The 19,477-nt window shown below is 40.6% G+C and carries 16 protein-coding genes; all 16 read left to right on the plus strand.

From position 1 onward, the window contains the following. The first annotated feature begins 2 nt into the window (after positions 1-2). A complete protein-coding gene (locus G586_RS0107015; protein WP_207640719.1) occupies positions 3-1,568 on the plus strand; it encodes a hypothetical protein in 1,566 nt (521 codons plus the stop codon). A 24-nt stretch (positions 1,569-1,592) separates the two neighbouring features. Beyond that, positions 1,593-2,165, plus strand: a complete 573-nt coding sequence (locus G586_RS0107020) for a D-glycero-alpha-D-manno-heptose-1,7-bisphosphate 7-phosphatase (protein ID WP_051204623.1) — start codon at positions 1,593-1,595, stop codon at positions 2,163-2,165. A gap of 29 nt (positions 2,166-2,194) precedes the next feature. Continuing rightward, entirely contained in the window at positions 2,195-3,190 is a 996-nt protein-coding gene (locus G586_RS0107025; protein WP_026527193.1) for an SDR family oxidoreductase, read from the plus strand. A gap of 136 nt (positions 3,191-3,326) precedes the next feature. After that, on the plus strand, positions 3,327-4,883 hold the full coding sequence (locus G586_RS0107030) for a PfkB family carbohydrate kinase (protein ID WP_026527194.1): 1,557 nt from the start codon (positions 3,327-3,329) through the stop codon (positions 4,881-4,883). A 185-nt stretch (positions 4,884-5,068) separates the two neighbouring features. Continuing rightward, the gene (locus G586_RS0107035) at positions 5,069-5,617 is read left to right on the plus strand and encodes an SIS domain-containing protein (protein WP_242831981.1); all 549 of its coding nucleotides are present in this window, start codon (positions 5,069-5,071) and stop codon (positions 5,615-5,617) included. Between the two features lie 117 nt (positions 5,618-5,734). Further along, positions 5,735-7,813, plus strand: coding sequence for a glycosyltransferase family protein (locus G586_RS0107040; protein ID WP_026527196.1), 2,079 nt, complete (start codon positions 5,735-5,737; stop codon positions 7,811-7,813). Between the two features lie 336 nt (positions 7,814-8,149). Continuing rightward, entirely contained in the window at positions 8,150-9,589 is a 1,440-nt protein-coding gene (locus tag G586_RS0107045; RefSeq protein WP_026527197.1) for a flagellin N-terminal helical domain-containing protein, read from the plus strand. 162 nt (positions 9,590-9,751) lie between these two features. Continuing rightward, positions 9,752-10,525, plus strand: a complete 774-nt coding sequence (gene rfbF, locus G586_RS0107050) for a glucose-1-phosphate cytidylyltransferase (protein ID WP_026527198.1) — start codon at positions 9,752-9,754, stop codon at positions 10,523-10,525. 71 nt (positions 10,526-10,596) lie between these two features. Further along, the gene (gene rfbH, locus G586_RS0107055; protein WP_026527199.1) at positions 10,597-11,937 is read left to right on the plus strand and encodes a lipopolysaccharide biosynthesis protein RfbH; all 1,341 of its coding nucleotides are present in this window, start codon (positions 10,597-10,599) and stop codon (positions 11,935-11,937) included. A 39-nt stretch (positions 11,938-11,976) separates the two neighbouring features. Beyond that, on the plus strand, positions 11,977-13,053 hold the full coding sequence (gene rfbG, locus G586_RS0107060) for a CDP-glucose 4,6-dehydratase (RefSeq protein ID WP_026527200.1): 1,077 nt from the start codon (positions 11,977-11,979) through the stop codon (positions 13,051-13,053). 94 nt (positions 13,054-13,147) lie between these two features. Further along, a complete protein-coding gene (locus tag G586_RS0107065) occupies positions 13,148-13,792 on the plus strand; it encodes an acetyltransferase (protein WP_026527201.1) in 645 nt (214 codons plus the stop codon). 100 nt (positions 13,793-13,892) lie between these two features. After that, entirely contained in the window at positions 13,893-14,897 is a 1,005-nt protein-coding gene (neuB, locus tag G586_RS0107070; RefSeq protein ID WP_026527202.1) for an N-acetylneuraminate synthase, read from the plus strand. 122 nt (positions 14,898-15,019) lie between these two features. Then, a complete protein-coding gene (gene neuC, locus G586_RS0107075; RefSeq protein ID WP_026527203.1) occupies positions 15,020-16,276 on the plus strand; it encodes a UDP-N-acetylglucosamine 2-epimerase in 1,257 nt (418 codons plus the stop codon). 82 nt (positions 16,277-16,358) lie between these two features. Continuing rightward, the gene (locus G586_RS0107080; RefSeq protein ID WP_026527204.1) at positions 16,359-17,051 is read left to right on the plus strand and encodes an acylneuraminate cytidylyltransferase family protein; all 693 of its coding nucleotides are present in this window, start codon (positions 16,359-16,361) and stop codon (positions 17,049-17,051) included. Positions 17,052-17,212: 161 nt separating this feature from the next. Continuing rightward, entirely contained in the window at positions 17,213-18,442 is a 1,230-nt protein-coding gene (locus G586_RS0107085) for a BTAD domain-containing putative transcriptional regulator (protein ID WP_026527205.1), read from the plus strand. A gap of 148 nt (positions 18,443-18,590) precedes the next feature. Then, positions 18,591-19,448 carry a GTP pyrophosphokinase gene (locus tag G586_RS22065; RefSeq protein WP_081674260.1) on the plus strand — a complete coding sequence of 286 codons (858 nt, stop codon included), beginning with the start codon at positions 18,591-18,593 and terminating at the stop codon, positions 19,446-19,448. Positions 19,449-19,477: the final 29 nt, after the last annotated feature.

A 19,477-nucleotide genomic window follows, 5' to 3' on the forward strand; every position in this document is an offset into this window, starting at 1 on the left:
TCATGAGGTTAACAGTATTTATGCCTAATAAGTTTGAATATACGTGTTCTTTGATAACGGATGTTATAAGTGCTGATATTGATAATAATCAATCGGATTATTCTAAAAATATTCTGTTATTGAAGGAAAATATAGATAAGGGGAGGTATTTTGAAGAACTGCTGACAGGACTCAAGGAGCAATTGGAATTCGACGATGTTCAATTATATATATTGTCATTATCGGCAATATTTTGTGCTACAAAAGAGATAGTGTGTCTGGATATGATTCGGGATGCTTTGTTGGAAAACAGGTTATCACTTGTTATCACTCGTGCTATCGCATTTCAGATACGTGTAAGATGTTTTCAAATGGGAATTGCCAGGGACTACAATTCTGAGAAAATTTTAAATGATAATCTTGCGGATAGATTCTATAGAGAATTAAATATAGATATACCATATATTGAATACCCCAAAAGAAACCATAATCTTGTAGTATTGACAACACATACATTACTGAATATAAAGCATGCGCCGACAAAGTGGGTGCTTTCTGTAGCATATATTTTACAGGAATTGGGCTATGAGGTACTGATCGTAATCGAAGGGGAGCCTATTACTCCTGAATCTATATGCGCATATTGGATAGGTGAGAAATATTATACTAAGTATGGATATAACTATGGGACATATTGTCTCGATATAAATGATAAGAAGGTGCAGTGTTACCAGATTAATCTAAATCAATCCTCGCATAATGAAATAATAAAGGCTATTGAGGCTATATATAGCTTGCGCCCGGAGTTTGTTTGGAAAATAGGAGGAGGATTTAGTATGGATCACATATGGTCGAAAATGTCTACGTATGTGACGCTTCCATGTGCTAAAGGTTACGATCCCTGTATTGGAGATCTGATGATAAAATGCCTTGAGGCTGAGACGGATTCAGAGGTAGAGAACATTATTCAATCAACTGGCGCAAGTACTATGCATATGAGTTTTAAAGAAATTGAATTTAAGGATCCGTGCGCTGTAGAAAGAGATTATAGGCGGTCAGATTATAATATAAACGATGATGATTTTGTTGTGGCAGTTGTCGGTAACAGACTCAATGACGAAATCTCCAAAGATTTTTGGAAAGTATTAGAAAGAATAATTTCACAAAAGGATAATATTAAAGTAATTCTTATTGGAAAGTATAATGGTGTAATCCCAGACTCAATAAAAGCAGATGTGATTTACTGTGGATACTGTGAGCCTTTGGAATCGGCAATAAGAATGGCAGATCTTTTCGTCAATCCAAAAAGGAATGGTGGGGGGACTAGTGCAAAAATGTGTTTGAAGAATATGATTCCAATTGTTACACTGCAGGACTGCGATGTTGCCAATACAGTGGGGGACTGTTTTGTTGTTGATGATTATGATGAGATGATAAAGATGGTTATAAGATATGTTGACGATAGAAAGTTTTATAAGAAACAAGTGGAAGGAGCGGCAATCCGCTATAGTAAGTGCTTCGATGTAGATATGCGTAAGGAAATTCGAAGAGTTGTAGATAGAGCAATAGAGATAGCACAGTATTCATAATTATAATAAAGGATGATTCTATAGGTGTGTAATAATACGTACACTAAAAACAAGGTCTCAAAACCTGCAATATTCCTCGATAGAGATGGCGTTTTAACAGTTGAAAAAGGATATTCTATTTCATCGATAAAAGAAATGGCAGTGTTTCCATACGCTGCCGACTGTGTGGGAGCCATGAAAAGGATGGGGTATCTGACGATTGTTATCACTAATCAGAGCGCTGTAGCTAAAGGGCTTTTTACTGAAGCTGAACTTTTGGAGATGAATGATAAGCTGCTGCTTGAAACGGGCGTTGATGCAATTTATTATTGCCCTCATCATCCTCATGGAAAGGTCCTTGAATATACAAAGGTTTGTAACTGCAGAAAACCTAAGACAGGGATGATAGAGAAGGCATTAAGAGATTTTGATATAGACATTAGCCACTCATTTATGGTGGGTGACAGAGCTATTGATATATTGCTTGGAGAAAAAGTTGGAGTAAAAACAGTGCTGCTGAATTCCGGATATGGAGAAGAGAATCTCGAACAGGAATGCAAGCCTGATTACGTAATGAATAATTTAATAGAGTTTACTGAAAAACTGAAGTTTTTATGATGGGTTTTTTATGAGGGGAGAATCTTAATATGAAAACACTGGTAACCGGAGGTTGTGGCTTTATCGGATCGCACATGGTGGACAGACTTCTTGCTGAAGGACATGAAGTTACTGTGATAGATAATTGCAGTACAGGAAGACTTGAAAATCTTGAGCATCAAAAGGGAAATCCTTCACTTAAGGTGGTTGTAGAGGATATCTGTAACACGGATAAGATAATGCCACTCTTTGAAGGCATAGATTGGGTGTTCCACTTTGCAGCACTTGCTGATATTGTGCCTTCCATCCAGCACCCGGACGAATATTTTCATTCAAACGTCGATGGAACATTTTCTGTTCTTCAGGCTGCCAAGGCAGCAGGCGTGAAGCGATTTATGTATACCGCTTCATCATCATGCTACGGTATTCCTGACAAATTTCCAACTGATGAAAATGCGGACATAAGGCCTGAATATCCTTATGCTCTCACAAAAAGATTAGGAGAAGAGCTGGCTCTTCATTACGCCAAGGTGTATGGATTGCCGGTTGTTTCGCTATGCCTTTTCAATGTTTACGGACCTCGATCGAGGACATCGGGAACTTATGGCGCGGTTTTTGGAGTGTTCCTCGGCCAGAAGCTTGCTGGAAAGCCATTCACTGTTGTTGGAACAGGCGAGCAGACAAGAGATTTTACATATGTGACCGATATTGTGGATGCCTTTTACACCGCAGCAAAATCTGATGTAGTGGGAGAGCGCTTCAATGTGGGAAGTGAGCATACATATTCTGTAAACAGACTTGTGGAGCTTCTTGGCGGAACGGAAGAAAATGTTGTTCATATCCCAAAGCGGCCCGGAGAGCCTGACTGTACTTATGCTGATACATCTAAAATAGCAAAGATGCTTGGATGGCATCCTCAGGTAACGCTTGAGCAGGGAGTTCAGAATATCCTTGATAACATCGATTATTGGAGAAAAGCACCTGTGTGGACACCCGAGACAATTAAAGATGCAACAGCTGACTGGTTTAAATATCTCGGAAAGTAAAGTAGTAGAAATCTGTTCAGCATTTTGGGAATTAGTGGGCACTGTATGGGGCGATAATACTAATCAAGAATCATTAAACAATTAAAGCCTTCTCCCTGGGGAGAAGGTGTCAGCGAAGCTGACGGATGAGGGGCATATGCGTAAACCAGAAAACAAAATCATATCCAGGGAAGCTTTCCCCAAGATAAGGGAAAAACTCAGAAAAGAAGGCAAGAAGGTTGTACTCTGCCATGGCGTATTTGATCTTCTTCACCAAGGTCATCTTGAACATTTTGAAGATGCAAAACGTCAGGGAGATGTTCTTGTGGTGTCGGTCACCGCGGCCAAATATGTTAATAAAGGCCCGGGAAGGCCTTATTTTGGTGATGCTGAAAGATTAAAGTTTATTTCGAATCTTGAAATAGTAGATTACGTTCTTCTTAGTGAAGCAGTTACTGTCCATAATATTGTACAGTGTGTTCAGCCTGATGTTTATGCAAAGGGGAAAGAATATGCTGATGCAAAAAATGATCTGACAGGAAACATAGGAAGTGAAGAGGCAATAGTAAAGGAGTATGGCGGGACAGTTTATTACACAGAAGGAAAGGTTTTCAGTTCCACAAAGCTGCTAAACAATTTCTTCTCCGCACTTCCAAAGGATGTTATCGAGTATTCGGAAAAGCTTAGAAAAAAATATGGAGAAGATGTACTTGAACAGATAAAGGCTGATATTGACGCCTTTTCCAAGAAGAAAGTTCTTGTAATAGGAGATATCATTTTTGATGAGTATTCATTTGTAAATGTTCAGGGTGTAACCATGAAGGATGGAAGCCTGTCAACTTTCTTTGAGAGCAGTGAGAGATATGCCGGAGGAGCCCTTGCGATAGCAAGACATCTTTCCGAGTTTGCTGGAAAGGTGACCCTTTGCTCTATGATGGGCACAGATCCGGATCAAATCCAGTTTGTAAAGGATTCGATGAATGGGGTTAGGCTGGAGATCATTGAGGCTGAAGGTTTTGTTACCCCTGTCAAACACCGGTATATAAAGGCAAACAAACAAAGAGAGGATTATGACAAGCTGTTTTCCGTAAATACTTTGATGACGAGAGGTAAAATCAGGGACTTTGATTACAGTGGCTTTTATAAAAAGCTAAAGAAGCTGATACCGGGTTATGATCTGGTCATAATCGGAGATTTTGGACATGGGCTCATAGATCAGAATGCAAGAGAGATTATTCAGGAACAAGCTAAGTTCCTTGCTCTTAATGTTCAGACGAACTCCGCAAACATGGGAATGAATCTGATAACGAAATATGACAGAGCGGATGCTTTTGTTGTGGATGAGAGAGAGCTGAAAATGGCATTTGGACAGCATCTTGCTGATAGAGAAAAGCTGCTTGGAATGCTTATAAAAAGGATGAATGCTAAAACAGGCTGGGTTACAATCGGAGCATCCGGAGCTATTGGATTTAGACCTTCAGAAAAGCAAAAAGCACTATGTCCGGCACTTACTTTGCAGGTTAAAGATACGGTTGGTGCTGGCGATGCATTCTTTGCACTTGCAATGATGTGTGCTGAGGCAGATATTCCAATCGATAAGGCCACAGTGGTTGCTAATGTTGCAGCTGCTCTTAAGACAAATGTGCTTGGTAATAAGGATTTTGTTCATAAGGTAGATTTAATGAAGTTTTTAAGCACAGTTCTAAATGTGTAGAGATTTAGTTGAAAGTGGTTTATAGATAGTAGACGGAGTTATACAGTGAAATTTTATAAATAGCAGACGGAGTTATACAGTGAAATTTTATAGATAGCAGACGGAGTTATATAGTGAAATCTAATATAAAAGCCTTCTCCTTGGGGAGAAGGTGTCAGCGAAGCTGACGGATGAGGGGTTAAATTTTGAGATACTTAGAAGAAATTAAACACTTATTAGATGAGATAAAAATCACACAGGGCACAAAAGAACTTTCTTATGATGAAGGTATCGTGAAACTCATACAGGTAATGGAGGCTACAAGACAAGCTCACCGACAGCTTTTTTTTGCAGGTAATGGAGGAAGTGCCGCCATAGCAGAGCACATGACAGCGGATTATTTAAAAAACGGACATATGCGCACAGTCAGCCTGTATGATAGCCCGGTGCTTACATGTCTTGGCAATGACTATGGTTATGAGCATGTTTTTTCAAAACAGCTTGATATGATGGCGGAACGTGGTGATCTTCTTGTGGCAATCAGTAGTTCCGGCAATTCACAAAATATTATCAATGCTATAGAAGTGGTGAAGAGCTTACGCGGTACGGTTGTAACATTTACTGGATTTAAACCTGATAACAGGGCTAGAGCGATGGGTGATGTTAATGTATATATTCCATGTGAGAAATATGGGATGGTGGAATCACTTCATGAATTGATACTGCAACAAGTTGTGGATGAGATGCAATTATGAATGTTGTTTCCATTGATTATGACATTGCTGAACCAATAACAATCGTAAAGATTTAAGGTGCTGAACTTGAGCCTGTGATCATGTGCTTTTTTCTATGTAAATGATAGATGGGGGAATATGAGAAACCAACAAGAATTGGATTTATTTGAGAAGTCAATACAATCTGTCAGAACATTTTTGAATACCGGGTATACAAATGAAGCACTTCAGATGATAAACGCATTAGAAAAAGCATACCCTGACATGAGGCGAAAACTGCTTTGGGAAAAGACAGAATTGTATAGCAAAACCGATAATGTGGAGAAGGTTATAGTTACGCTAATAGAATTATTCGAGATTTATCAGGACCAGGATGCATATTCTGTTTTGCTGGAAGAATTCGTAAATAACTGTATAGACGAGAGATTATCACTATATATAAAAAACAGGGAATGGTTGTGTGAGAGTAAACAAAGCTATGGAAATATAAGTGAAAAACCTGAGTGGATAGTTTTTTATTTGTCTGATAGTCTTATTATCTCATTAAACAGGAAGAGCAGACAATTCAAGGGAGTTAAGAGAAGAACAATTGATATAGATGAATTAAATAACAGAGTGGTATTTGTGGAAGGAGTGGCATTTAATAGGCAGATTCTTGAGATTGCTAAGACTTCTCGTAAAGAAAATGGGGTGAATGGTGACCAAAATGCTATTTATCTTGCATTTACAGAATGGGAATCTGATGTTTTTTTACAGAGTACACTCATTGAAGATGAGTACAATAATGAACGTTATGTTTTTGTTTTTGGGGAAGAAGGAATAAAAAAGTGCTTTTGTGATTTATCAGCTGCCATTCCTGAAAAATATGTAGTACTTCATAATGATGCGGACTATATGAGTCTGGTTGATGAAGTTTTACGGGAAAACAAAAATGCGTACAAAGCAGCTAAAGAAAGGATAAAAGAATACTATTCAAACAAAGAACACATCAGTGATATGGAGAGCCGTATAAGGGAACATCGCCCGAGGATCCTTTTTATGACATCTAGGTTTACAACTGTTTTGCAATATCATTGTAGAAATGCGATGGAAGCTGCAACTGAGCTTGGATGTGAATGTGAATTGATGATTGAATCCGGTAATGTGAAGATAGTATCTGTCTTTAGTATAGCAGAAGAGTTGGAACGGTTTTATCCGGATGTGTTGTTTTTATTGGATCATTTTCGGTACGAAAATGGTGATATTTTTCCTGAGATAATACCTTTCATTACATGGATACAAGACCCAATGAGTCATATTATGGATCCGGAGAGTGCAAAAAAGCTTACTGGGCGAGACTTGGTGCTTAACCATATGTTTACTTGGGATAAAATGAGGGAATTATACCCCGGAATGCTTGTGGACGCTCCGGTGCCTGCAAATGAAAAGATTTATAAACCATATAAGCTTAGTAACGAAGAAATAGAAAAGTATTCAGCAGATATCTGCTTTGTATGTCATGCTAGCGATGCAGATAAATGGATTGATGATACGATGGACAGGTTAAATGTTCATGGTGAAGTAGGTGATGTTTTCAGAGATTTACTTTTGGGCTATATGGAACTTGCGGCTAAGGGTGAGTTCTTTTTCTCACAGAAGGAATTCGAGGAATATATTGGAAATACATTTTTAGAAAAAGGATATCAAATAAACTCAGATGGATTAGAGATAATGGCGAAGGAAACATTTAATTGGTTTAATCAACGTGTTTTCAGACAAACAATTGTTGATTGGATAATAGATGCCGGATTTACAAATTTGAAATTATGGGGGAATGGCTGGAAATCAAATCCTAAGTATGCAGATTATGCTATGGGACCGGCTGAGAATGGAGAAACACTTTCTAAAATTTACCAGGCATCAAAGGTTGTTGTTGGAAACAACATTATGACGACATCAGCTGCTCGAGCATGGGAAAGTATGCTTAGCGGAGCATTTTATCTTTCGAATTATATCCCACCGGAATGTGATTGGTGTGATATAAGAAAGATTATGCCTGAGGGGACTGTAGAGTACTTCAGAACCAGAGATGAATTGATTGAAAAACTGCACTATTTCATCGAGCACGATGAAGAAAGGAAAGCGGTTGCTAATAAATGTAGGGAAGAGGCATTAAAGAGAATGACCTTTAAAGCGCTTATGGAAAAGGTTCTAAATATCCTTCCGGAACGACTCTGAGTAAATGTGAATACCTTTTTCTGATATTTTTTTATCATAAAATTTCAAAAAATATCAAAGCTCAAAAGCTGCATAAATACGCTGCTTTTGAGCTTTTTAAGATGGAAGAATGATAATTTTTGAAACAAAAAAACAAAAAAATTCAAAAAAGGGGTTAAGTAAATGAAAATCGGAACGATATATAGAGTGTAAAGAATAAAAAACATCGTCAAGGATGATCGATGTGGGAGCGCACTCAACTTAATAAGTAACTATTATTTTGAATTTAAAGTATCAAGCAGCAGGCTCGGGCTCTACGGATTAGAGGGAGAGACTGCACCCACATGGAGGTATAATATGGTTATCCAGCATAATATGACGGCGATGAATTCTAACAGAATGCTTGGCATTACAACAGGCCAGCAGGCAAAATCTTCTGAAAAACTTTCCTCAGGATATAGAATCAATAGAGCAGCAGATGATGCAGCAGGATTATCTATCAGTGAAAAGATGAGAAAGCAGATGAGAGGTCTTGATAGAGCATCAACAAATGCTGACGATGGCGTAAGTGCAGTACAGACAGCAGAAGGTGCACTCACAGAAGTACACGATATGCTTCAGAGAATGAACGAGCTTGCAGTACAGGCAGCAAACGGCACAAACAGCGAGATCGATCGCGATGCCATCCAGAATGAAATTACACAGCTTACAACAGAGATTGACAGAGTAGCAGAGACTACAAAATTCAACGAGACCTACCTTCTTAGAGGCGGCACCGGAAATTATAACAAGTACATGGTTGCTCATGATGCAGGTCTTTCAGGAACAGTAGCAGATCTTGGAACTTACGCTACATTCACTTGCTACCTTAAGTCCAGCGATGACATCAAGATAGCCGGTAAGAACTATCACATGTACGACAACACAATGGATACAATCGGATACCTTCAGGCTGGAATATCCGAGGCTCTTGCAGCAAATACATCAGTTGTCATCAATGGTACGACATATGTATGGGCATTAAGCTCTTATGACAGCACAACAGACGTATTCAAGGTTGGTGATCAGGAATACACTCGTGAAGAACTTCAGGCAAGAGTAGTTGATGGAGCACAGGTAAGAATCCCTGCCGGAGTAACTCATGCTACAGGAAGCACACGTGTTGCAGTAAATGTCAGTCTTGATAAGAATATTTTGGTATCTACAGCAATCAGAAAGATGGATGAAGCCCTCAAACAGGCTAATCTGATCGGTGTTGATAGTAATAAAGTAAATATGGTTCAGGTATCCTGCCGCGACTTCAACGGAACACGGATTACAGGTGCTACCAATGATGAGAGAAGATATGAATTCTCAATCTCAAAGGGAACAGCTAAGGTTGCTAAGGATCTCGGACTTCAGCTCCATGTAGGATCAGATGCAGACATGACCAACAAGATTATGATGAACGTTCAGGTTATGAGCGCAGCTAACCTTGGTATCCAGAATCTGACAGTAACAGATAGCCTTGGCGTCTCAGCAACATATGCAATCGACGCTATCGAAGATGCACTTAAGGTTGTATCAGAGCAGAGATCAGAACTCGGTGCTATCCAGAACAGATTAGAGCATACAATTAAGAACCTGGATAACGTAGTAGAGAATACAACAGCAGCAGAATCCAGAATCAGAGATACAAATATGGCAGACGAGATGGTTACCTACAGCAAGAACAACATCCTCGCACAGGCAGGACAGTCAATGCTGGCACAGGCAAATCAGAGCACACAGGGTGTTATGTCACTACTCCAAGGCTAATAAGGATAACCAAAATCCATATGATAGGTACAAAAGGGAGCGCTCTCCAGGATGGAGGGCGCTTCACTTTATATTAGGTAAAACAACAAAAATTTTGGTATAATTAACGTATATAAGTTCTTTTGTTTACGCAGTTTTGCAATCAGTCAGAGAGGGGAAAAGATGAAGGTTGTATTGCTTGCAGGTGGTCAGGGAACAAGAATATCTGAAGAGGTTGGATACAGACCCAAGCCTATGGTTGAAATAGGCGGAATGCCAATCATCTGGCATATCATGAAAATATATTCCCATTATGGATTTAATGATTTTATAATTTGTGCCGGCTATAAGCAGCACGTAGTTAAGCAGTGGTTCAGGGACTATTTTATTTATACATCGGATGTCACTTTTGACATGGCGGATAATTTTAACGTTACTTTTCACGATAAACATGCTGAACCCTGGAAGGTCACTGTTGTGGATACGGGGCTTGAAACCATGACCGGCGGTAGAATAAAGCGCGTTCAGAAATACATCGGGGATGAGACGTTTATGCTTACATATGGTGATGGTGTATGCGATGTGAATGTGTCGAAAATTCTTGAGTTTCATAAAGAGCATGGAAAAATAGCTACATTGACATCTGTCACACTTGGACAGGACAAAGGCGTTTTGGATATTAAAGAAGATAATTCCGTAAGGGCATTCAGAGAAAAAAAGATTAAGGATGCTGTTGCGATAAATGCCGGATATATGGTCTTTGAACCTGATGTATTTGATTATCTCAAAGATGATAAAACCATACTTGAGAAGGATGTTCTCGGTAAGCTTGCAAAAAAGGGCGAACTGATGTCGTATTATCATAAAGGCTTCTGGCAATGCATGGATACCAAGAGAGAAAGAGATGCGCTTGAGGGTTTGATTGCAAAAGGAAAAGCGCCTTGGATTGTGTGGTAATCATTTGATAGAAATGCCCGGAGAGAAATGTAAAGTCCGGAGAAATTTGTTTTGATTTTGATGGGGGACTTATGTCTGATCAGGATAAGGCTAAGAAACAGATACTTGAACTGGTAGCTGAATATGCTAGGGAATATCACAACAGATCTAAGGATTTCCATGAGGGAGACAGAATCCCTTATGCATCCCGCGTCTATGACGATAAGGAGATGGTGAATCTTGTTGACGCTGCACTTGAGTTCTGGCTTACTTCCGGGAGGTTTACCGATGAGTTTGAAAAGAAGCTTTCTGAATATCTCAGAGTAAAATTCTGCTCACTTGTTAATTCGGGATCTTCAGCAAATCTTCTGGCATTTATGGCTCTAACTTCACCTCTCCTTGGGGAGAGAAGAGTTAGCAGAGGAGATGAGGTAATAACTGTTGCTGCGGGATTTCCCACTACAATAGCACCTATTATTCAATATGGTGCGGTTCCTGTTTTTGTGGATGTTACGATTCCTGAATACAATATTGATGTCACAATGCTTGAAGAAGCATTGTCCGATAAGACTAAGGCTGTGATGATAGCGCATACTCTCGGTAATCCGTTTGATATTGCTTCGGTAAAAGCTTTTTGTAAAAAGCACGATCTATGGCTTGTAGAGGATAATTGCGATGCTCTCGGAAGCAGATATGAGATAGACGGGGAAATGAAATTTACCGGAACTATCGGCGACGTAGGGACATCAAGCTTTTATCCGCCTCATCATATGACAATGGGTGAGGGTGGTGCGGTATACACTGACAATCCGCTGCTTCACAAGATAGTAAGATCGCTCAGGGACTGGGGGAGAGATTGTGTCTGCCCTTCAGGACGAGACAATATGTGTGGTCATAGGTTTGACGGACAGTACGGTGAATTACCGCAGGGATATGATCACAAATATGTGTATTCTCATTTTGGATACAATTTGAAAGCCACTGATCTTCAGGCATCTATTGGATGTGCACAGCTTGATAAGTTTCCCGGGTTTGTGGAAAAGAGAAAACACAATTTTGAGTTTTTGAAAAACTTGCTGATCGAGGGCAGTGCAGAGGATAAGCTGATTTTGCCTGTGCCCACGGATAACTCTGATCCCAGCTGGTTTGGTTTCTTGATGACCTGTAAGGAGAACGTAAACAGGACAGAAGTCGTAAGATATGTTGAGAACTGCGGAGTTCAGACCAGGATGCTTTTTGCGGGTAATATTATTAAGCACCCCTGTTTTGATGAGCTAAGGGCATCGGGAGATGGGTACAGAGTTGTGGGTTCTCTTGAAAATACTGATAAAATCATGCTCGACAGCTTTTGGGTAGGACTTTATCCCGGCATGACAGATGAGAAACTTTCGTACATGGCAAAGGTGATTTTACAGGCAGTAAGCGCTGGCTAATGTGTTGGGGACTGATGGATCAGACCTCAGGGTGAGATTATGGATTTGAAAAATAAGGAAGTTTTTAAGGAGTTCTATTCCGGAAAAAAGGTGTTTGTTACAGGACACACGGGCTTTAAGGGGAGCTGGCTGTGCGCTGTTTTGCGATATCTTGGCGCCGATGTGTTTGGATATTCTCTTGAGCCATCAGGTGATCCTAGTCTTTATGAAATACTTGGAATAGATGACGAGGTAAAAAGTACTATAGGTGACGTTCGTGATTTTGACAGGCTTAGTAATGCCTTTAGAGAGGCGTCGCCGGAGGTTGTTTTTCATCTTGCTGCCCAGCCGATAGTTCGCGAGTCCTACAAGGAACCTCGCTATACCTATGAGACAAATGTAATGGGTACAGTGAATATATTGGAATGCATAAGACTTTATTCGGAAAAGGTGAGCTTTTTGAATGTAACTACTGATAAGGTCTATGAAAACACGGATATCATGGATCACGCATTTAGTGAGGATGAGAAGCTCGATGGGTATGATCCCTACTCGAATTCCAAGAGCTGCTCTGAATTGGTTACGCATTCATATAAGAAATCATTTTTTGCAGATAAAACAGATATAAAGATATCGACTGCCAGAGCGGGAAATGTAATTGGAGGCGGTGATTTTGCGGTAGACAGGATTATTCCTGACTGTGTGAGAGCGGTAATAAACGGAGATAGTATAGGGGTGAGGAATCCTTTTTCGACAAGGCCTTATCAGCATGTGTTGGAACCGATTTTCGTATATCTTATGATCGCAATGGAGCAGGATAATAAGCCGCAGCTATCGGGATATTATAATGTGGGACCTGACCTTGACTGCTGCGTGACCACGGGTGAGCTTGCGGATATGTTTGTAAAAAGCTGGGGTAACGGTGCATCCTGGAAGGATTTATCAGAGGAGAATGCACCGCATGAAGCGGCATTCCTGAGGCTTGATTCATCAAAGCTTAAGAGGACATTTGGCTGGGAAGCGAAGTGGAATATTACACAGGCAGTTGATGCGACAGCCGGTTGGTATAAGGCGTGGAATTTAGGGGAAAATATGAGGGAATTTACGGATTCTCAGATAAATTCATTTTGTGACTAGCATTATAGTAAGTGGCAATAAGTTTTGATTCATTCTACAGAACTTTATACGTGGTAAGGGAACTGAAACATGTGTTTTTACGGGGGAATGTGATATGGAAAACATCGTTATGTTAGGTGGTGGCGGACATTGTAAATCGGTCATTGATGCTGCGCTAAGGTCGAAGAAATTTGGGAAAATTTATATAACAGATGTAAATTTAAAACCCGGGGATAATATCTTTGGATGTGAGGTTGCCGGCACGGATGATGTTCTTCCAAAACTACTTGCGGATGGAGTGAAGAATGCCTTTATCACTGTTGGCTTTGTAAAGCCCAGTGGCCTTCGGAGTAAGCTCTTTTTTATGGCGAAGGATATCGGGTTCTCTTTCCCGAATATTATTGATCCGTCTGCTGTGGTATCCGAACATGCAACCCTTGGCACAGGCATTTTTGTAGGGAAAAATGCTGTGATAAACGCGGGAGCAAGAATTGGCGATAACGTGATAATTAACACAGGTGCAATCGTGGATCACGATTCGGTTGTGGGGGATTTTGCTCACATTGCAGTCGGTACCAAGGTCTGCGGCGAAGCAAAGATTGGTGCAAACGCACTTATTGGCGCAGGAGCAACGGTTCTTCAGGGTGTCAAAATCGGAAATGATGCAATAATTGGTGCAGGGTCAGTAGCGCTAAAGGATATAGGGGCATCCTGTACAGCGGTTGGGGCACCGGCAAGGATACTGAGGCGCTGGAATTGAATGTGTGGTGCGGAAGGTCCTGGTTGTGGATAGTGTAATTAACGATTACTAATAGCAATTTCAGGTTGCATGCGAATAAGCAATTTTATTGAGGGTGCCTATGTCTGAGAGAATTCTTATAATAGCTGAAGCCGGTGTTAATCATAATGGTTCATTGGAGCTGGCGAAGAAATTGGTAGATACTGCGAAGGAATGCGGTGCTGACATTGTAAAGTTCCAGACTGCAAAGCTTTCAAGCCTTGTTTCAAAGAGCGCACCAATGGCTGAGTATCAGAAAGCTAATACCGGAAAGGAAGAATCGCAGAAGGATATGCTGTCAAAGCTCCTTCTTCCTTTTGATGATTACAAGGTTCTCGCTGATTATTGCAAAACAGTCGGAATACGCTTTTTATCTACTCCCTTTGATGTTGATAGTATCGAATTTCTTGATCCGCTTCTTGATATCTGGAAGGTTCCTTCCGGTGAAATCACAAACTATCCTTACCTTGTGAAAATTGCAAAGACCAAAAAGGATATCATATTATCCACTGGAATGTGCATAATGAGCGAGGTTGAAGATGCGGTGAAGGTGCTCCGCGACAATGGATGCGGGAAGATAACAATTCTTCACTGTACAACAAATTACCCAACACCCATGGAGGATGTGAACCTCAGGGCAATGCTTTCCCTTAAGGAGAGGTTTGGGTTTGATGTCGGGTACTCCGATCATACAAGAGGTATTGAAGTGCCAATCGCGGCAGCAGCTTTAGGCGCAACTGTCCTTGAAAAGCACTTTACTTTGGATAGAAATATGGAGGGGCCTGATCATAAGGCAAGTCTTGAACCTTCCGAGCTGAGGGATATGGTCGCAGCTGTCAGGAATATAGAAATAGCCCTGGGGGATGGAATTAAGGAGCCGACAGAAGCCGAGCTTAAGAACCGCCTTGTGGCCAGAAAGAGCATAATCGCTGCAAGAAAGATAAAGAAGGGTGAGATTTTTACAGAAGAGAACCTCACGACCAAGAGACCCGGAAGCGGGATATCTCCTATGAAATGGAATGAGATTATAGGGATGAAGGCGGCCAGAGATTATGACGAGGATGAGATGATTGATGGCTTTAAATGATTTTTTTGCGGAATGAGATAATTGACGCCTATGAATGATTTTCCGGGCGGAATGAGATATTGCAGTGCCAATCTATGAAATTGCTGCAAGACGGAGAGTACTATAGGGAGAATCGGCATTTCATGAAAAAAGTTGCTATCATTACTTCCACGAGAGCTGAATACGGACTCCTAGAGCCTCTTATCAAGAGGCTTCTTGATGATGGAAAAGTGTGCCCGAAGGTTGTTGTTACAGGCGCGCATCTCCTTGAGGAATTTGGAATGACCGGTCGCGAGATCGAGGAAGATGCTAAGCAGTTTGGCTTTGAAATAGATGAAAAGATAGATATACATATGGCAGGAGATAAGCCTGTAGATATTTCGAGAATAATGGGGAATGCACTGATACTATTTGGTGAGTATTTTGACAGGAAAAAACCGGATGCCATTGTTGTTCTTGGAGACCGGTATGAGATGCTTGCGGTTTGCAGTGCGGCCCTGAATGCACGCATTCCGATAATACATATTCACGGAGGCGAGACTACAGAGGGTGCGATAGATGAGGCTGTCAGGCATTCCATAACAAAGATGAGCTGCCTGCATTTTACATCCACCGAAGCGTACAGAAAGCGTGTAATTCAGCTGGGTGAAAATCCTGAAACAGTATTTAACTGTGGCGCTCTTGGAGTTGAAAATGCTCTGAATGTAGAGCTTATGAACAGGGCGGAACTACAGGAGAGCCTGAATGCGAAGCTTATGACCTGTGAGAAGCTTGATGAAAATCTTATCGTGAAGCAGACAGGTATAGAGAATAAAAATAATCGACAAATTGATCTGGAAAACAGATATGCAGTAGGAACCTTCCATCCTGTAACTCTTGAGGATAATAGTGCACGGAAACAGGTTGAGGAGCTAATAGCTGTGATAAAAAAGCACCATGATATTACATGGATTTTTACTAAAGCCGGGGCAGACGCAGGAGGTAGGGAGGTAAATAAACTCTTAGTTGATTTTGCTAAGGAGAATGATAATTTCTATCTCTTTGATTCACTTGGAATGCGCAGATATTTAAGCGCAGTAAAAGGTGCACTTTTTGTTATAGGAAACTCTTCAAGCGGGCTTATTGAAGTGCCTTCTTTCCATGTACCCACCATAAACATAGGTGCCAGGCAGAAGGGCAGAATAGCTGGAGCGTCTGTAATTAATTGCGAGCCTGAAAGGGAGAGTATAGATGCAGCTATTACAAAAGCTCTTAGCAATGATTTCAAGGCTATGATAGCGGAAGCTGAAAATCCATATGAGAAGTCCGGAACATCCAAGATGATTGCAGATACTATAGAGGATTTTTTGCTTAATAATAAGTTGAATATAATGAAGAGTTTTTATGATATAAGTTTTTAAATATTTAAAAGAAATTATGATCGTGATTTGGTGCGATTATAACAGTATGGCCTGCTTTTTTGGCTGATTAGAAGGAATGCTTATGAAGAATCTTGCAATTATCCCTGCCCGGAGTGGCTCGAAGGGACTCGCTGACAAGAACATAAGGCTGCTTAGAGGAAAGCCTCTTATTGGGTATACCATTGAGGCTGCAATTGATGCAGGCGTTTTTGATACCGTTATGGTTTCGACGGACTCTGAAAAATATGCTGAAATAGCTAGGGAGCTTGGCGCTGATGTACCTTTTTTAAGAAGTGAGAAGACAGCGTCTGATACAGCCAGTTCCTGGGATGCGGTTTTGGAAGTCATTGATGGATATAAAGAGATGGGAACGGAATTTGACACCTTCTGCCTTCTGCAGCCTACATCACCGTTAAGATCAGCTGAAGATATCAAAGGTGCTTACGATCTTTTTAATGAAAAAAAGGCAAAGTTCATCGTTTCAGTCTGTGAGATGGAGCACCCGCTTTCCTGGTGCGGGGGGCTTCCTGAGGATTTGAGCTTGAGCGGATTTGTGGAGCGCGCCGGTGCAAAACAGAGGCAAAAGGTAAAGAAGTCATATCGTCTGAATGGTGCAATTTATATAGCGGATATAAACGAATTCGCAGAGGACCACTTTTTTTACAGAGATGGCTGTTATGCGTACATTATGGATAATCGTTCCAGTGTGGATATTGATAATCTTGAAGATTTTGAATATGCGGAGTTTTTGTTAGCACGCAGGTTGGGGAACTAAAAGGGCTGTGGGTATTACAGAGCATATATCAACAAATTTGTCGCATTGGCAATAATAAAAGGTGATGTATGGTACCTTGTACAATAATTTTATGATACAATGTGTTTCGGGGGCATTGTAAAAACAGTCATTTTGGGTATGGGAGTAGAGTAGAAAAGGTCATGAAAAAAACAAAATTATATGTCAAAACATTAGGTGGGTTCGGAATTGAATGTAATGGTAAGGAGATAACTCTTGGAAGAAACCGTGCATCAAAGTATATTCAGCTTGTTGCAAGGGTTTTTTCAGCCGGTGGTGACGGTGTAAAGAAAGAGGATCTTCAGGATGATATATATTCAGAGGATTTAAACGTAAAGAGCAATCTGAATAACAGTATGAACAATCTTATTTATCAGTTCAGGAAGGTGGCTGAAAAGGCCGGCATTCCAGGTGGTAATGTGTTTGTTTTTGCTGATGGTGTCTACAAGGCTGATCCCGGAGTAGACGCTATGGCTGATAATGTGGAGTTTACATCTTTTATAAACAGTGCCAGAAATGCTTCAAAAGAGGCTGATAAGGCAAAGAATTATCAGAAGGCATTTGATATTTATAAAGGTAATTTCCTTCCGGAGCTCAATGAGCTTTACTGGATATCTAAGAAGAGCGAAGATTTAAGAACTCTTTATGAGGAGTGCGTGGATTTTCTTGCTGAATATTACATGAACTCTGAGAACTATGAAGCTATGGCCAAGGTCTTTCACAGTGCATCTGAGATTGATCCTGACTGCGAGTGGCAGGTAGGCGAGATCGATTCATACAGGATGATGAAGGATTATAAGAAGGCATATGCTCTTTATGAAGAGATGATAAGATATTATGCCGAGGAGCTTGGTGTTGCACCGACTGAGAATATGCAGCGCTGCTACCAGGAGCTCCAGGATGCCGCTTTTTCCGGAGACCAGAGTGCGCAGGATGAGAATAATGAAAATAGCTTAAAGAACGGCCTTGTTGAAGAGGAAGAGGGCGGTCCTTATGAGTGTCTTTATCCCGAGATGAGTGCTTCATATCATATTCTCAGCAGAAATATGGAGAGACATGGTCTTACTGTTTATCTGCTTCTTCTTACAATTGCTGATTACGAAGGAAAAGAGATTAAGCAGGAAGAAAAAGCTGAGAGACGAATGGAGTCTCTTAGAGATGCAATAAATGAGACTTTGAGAAACGGTGATGCGTTCTGTAGATATTCCAGAACTCAGTATCTTGTTCTTCTCACAGGAACTGGTGTTGAGGAATGTATGCTTGTGCACAGAAGACTTCAGGACAGACTTAAAGTGCTCGCAGGTCCCAGAGCAACGCTCAATTATCGCATAATTTCTTATGCTGATATGACCGCTGAAAATGATAATGAGTAACTTGTGAAAGTTATTTTCGATTTTTTTATAATTTGGTGATGTTTTACCCGTAACATTATAAAAGCTTTAGAATTAGTTTATAAATAGATAAATCTAAGTGATATAATTGTAATGGAGGGGGCATATATTGTAGTTTGGAGGAATGCCCATGGCTATTGGAAACCTTGACTTGACTTCACTTGACCGAACACTTATGACCAATGAGCAGAAGTCATTGTTGAACGTTAGCAATGTATCACAGAAGGAAATAGAGCAGCTGCTTATCATGAGAGGGCAGGTGCAGGAATTCCAGATGATGATGATGAAGTATGATTGCGCATTATCTGAAGTTAGAACCAAACTTGAAGTACTCAATAAGGAACTTTCCCTTAAGAATAACCGCAATCCTTTTGAAAGTATAAAGAGCAGAATCAAGACACCTGTAAGTATATATGAAAAGCTTACTCGCAAAGGTGTTCCGTTTTCCATAGAAAATATCGAGAGTAATATTTCAGATATCGCCGGCTGCCGTGCTATCTGTTCCTTTGTTGATGATATTTATATGGTTGCTAATTGTCTGAAAAAGCAGGATGATGTAAATGTTCTGGTTGAGAAGGACTATATTGCAACACCTAAGGATAGCGGATATCGTAGTCTTCACCTTATAATTGAGACACCAATATTCCTGACAGATGTAAAAGAGTACATGAAGGTTGAGGTGCAGTTCAGGACAATAGCGATGGATTTCTGGGCAAGTCTTGAGCATAAGATGAAGTACAAGAAGGATATTGAGAATGCTGAGCTTATTTCCGAAGATCTTAAGTTCAGCGCAGACCTTATAAATCAGCTCGATAGAAGAATGCAGCAGATCCGTGAAAGGATAGATGCCGGGGATGGAAAGCCATATGGCATGACTCCCACCGAGGAGGAAGAGAGAGCTGACTGCGAGACTATGGAGATAATCCGCAGAGAGATACAGGCTGAGCAGAGTGCAGCTAATGCTCGTCGCAAGAAAAAGGCACAGTAACTACTTTATATAGAAGGTAATGTTTCTTC

It is taken from the genome of Butyrivibrio sp. VCD2006 (assembly GCF_000423925.1).
Taxonomy (GTDB): domain Bacteria; phylum Bacillota; class Clostridia; order Lachnospirales; family Lachnospiraceae; genus Butyrivibrio.

Excerpts from the sequence above, each read along its gene's own strand:
- G586_RS0107040 (WP_026527196.1), top strand. The coding sequence starts at position 5,735 with ATGAGAAACCAACAAGAATTGGATTTATTTGAGAAGTCAATACAATCT.
- rfbF (WP_026527198.1), top strand. The coding sequence starts at position 9,752 with ATGAAGGTTGTATTGCTTGCAGGTGGTCAGGGAACAAGAATATCTGAA.
- G586_RS0107025 (WP_026527193.1), top strand. The coding sequence starts at position 2,195 with ATGAAAACACTGGTAACCGGAGGTTGTGGCTTTATCGGATCGCACATG.
- G586_RS0107080 (WP_026527204.1), top strand. The coding sequence starts at position 16,359 with ATGAAGAATCTTGCAATTATCCCTGCCCGGAGTGGCTCGAAGGGACTC.
- G586_RS22065 (WP_081674260.1), top strand. The coding sequence starts at position 18,591 with ATGGCTATTGGAAACCTTGACTTGACTTCACTTGACCGAACACTTATG.
- G586_RS0107085 (WP_026527205.1), top strand. The coding sequence starts at position 17,213 with ATGAAAAAAACAAAATTATATGTCAAAACATTAGGTGGGTTCGGAATT.
- neuC (WP_026527203.1), top strand. The coding sequence starts at position 15,020 with ATGAAAAAAGTTGCTATCATTACTTCCACGAGAGCTGAATACGGACTC.
- neuB (WP_026527202.1), top strand. The coding sequence starts at position 13,893 with ATGTCTGAGAGAATTCTTATAATAGCTGAAGCCGGTGTTAATCATAAT.
- G586_RS0107065 (WP_026527201.1), top strand. The coding sequence starts at position 13,148 with ATGGAAAACATCGTTATGTTAGGTGGTGGCGGACATTGTAAATCGGTC.
- G586_RS0107045 (WP_026527197.1), top strand. The coding sequence starts at position 8,150 with ATGGTTATCCAGCATAATATGACGGCGATGAATTCTAACAGAATGCTT.
- rfbG (WP_026527200.1), top strand. The coding sequence starts at position 11,977 with ATGGATTTGAAAAATAAGGAAGTTTTTAAGGAGTTCTATTCCGGAAAA.
- rfbH (WP_026527199.1), top strand. The coding sequence starts at position 10,597 with ATGTCTGATCAGGATAAGGCTAAGAAACAGATACTTGAACTGGTAGCT.
- G586_RS0107030 (WP_026527194.1), top strand. The coding sequence starts at position 3,327 with ATGCGTAAACCAGAAAACAAAATCATATCCAGGGAAGCTTTCCCCAAG.
- G586_RS0107015 (WP_207640719.1), top strand. The coding sequence starts at position 3 with ATGAGGTTAACAGTATTTATGCCTAATAAGTTTGAATATACGTGTTCT.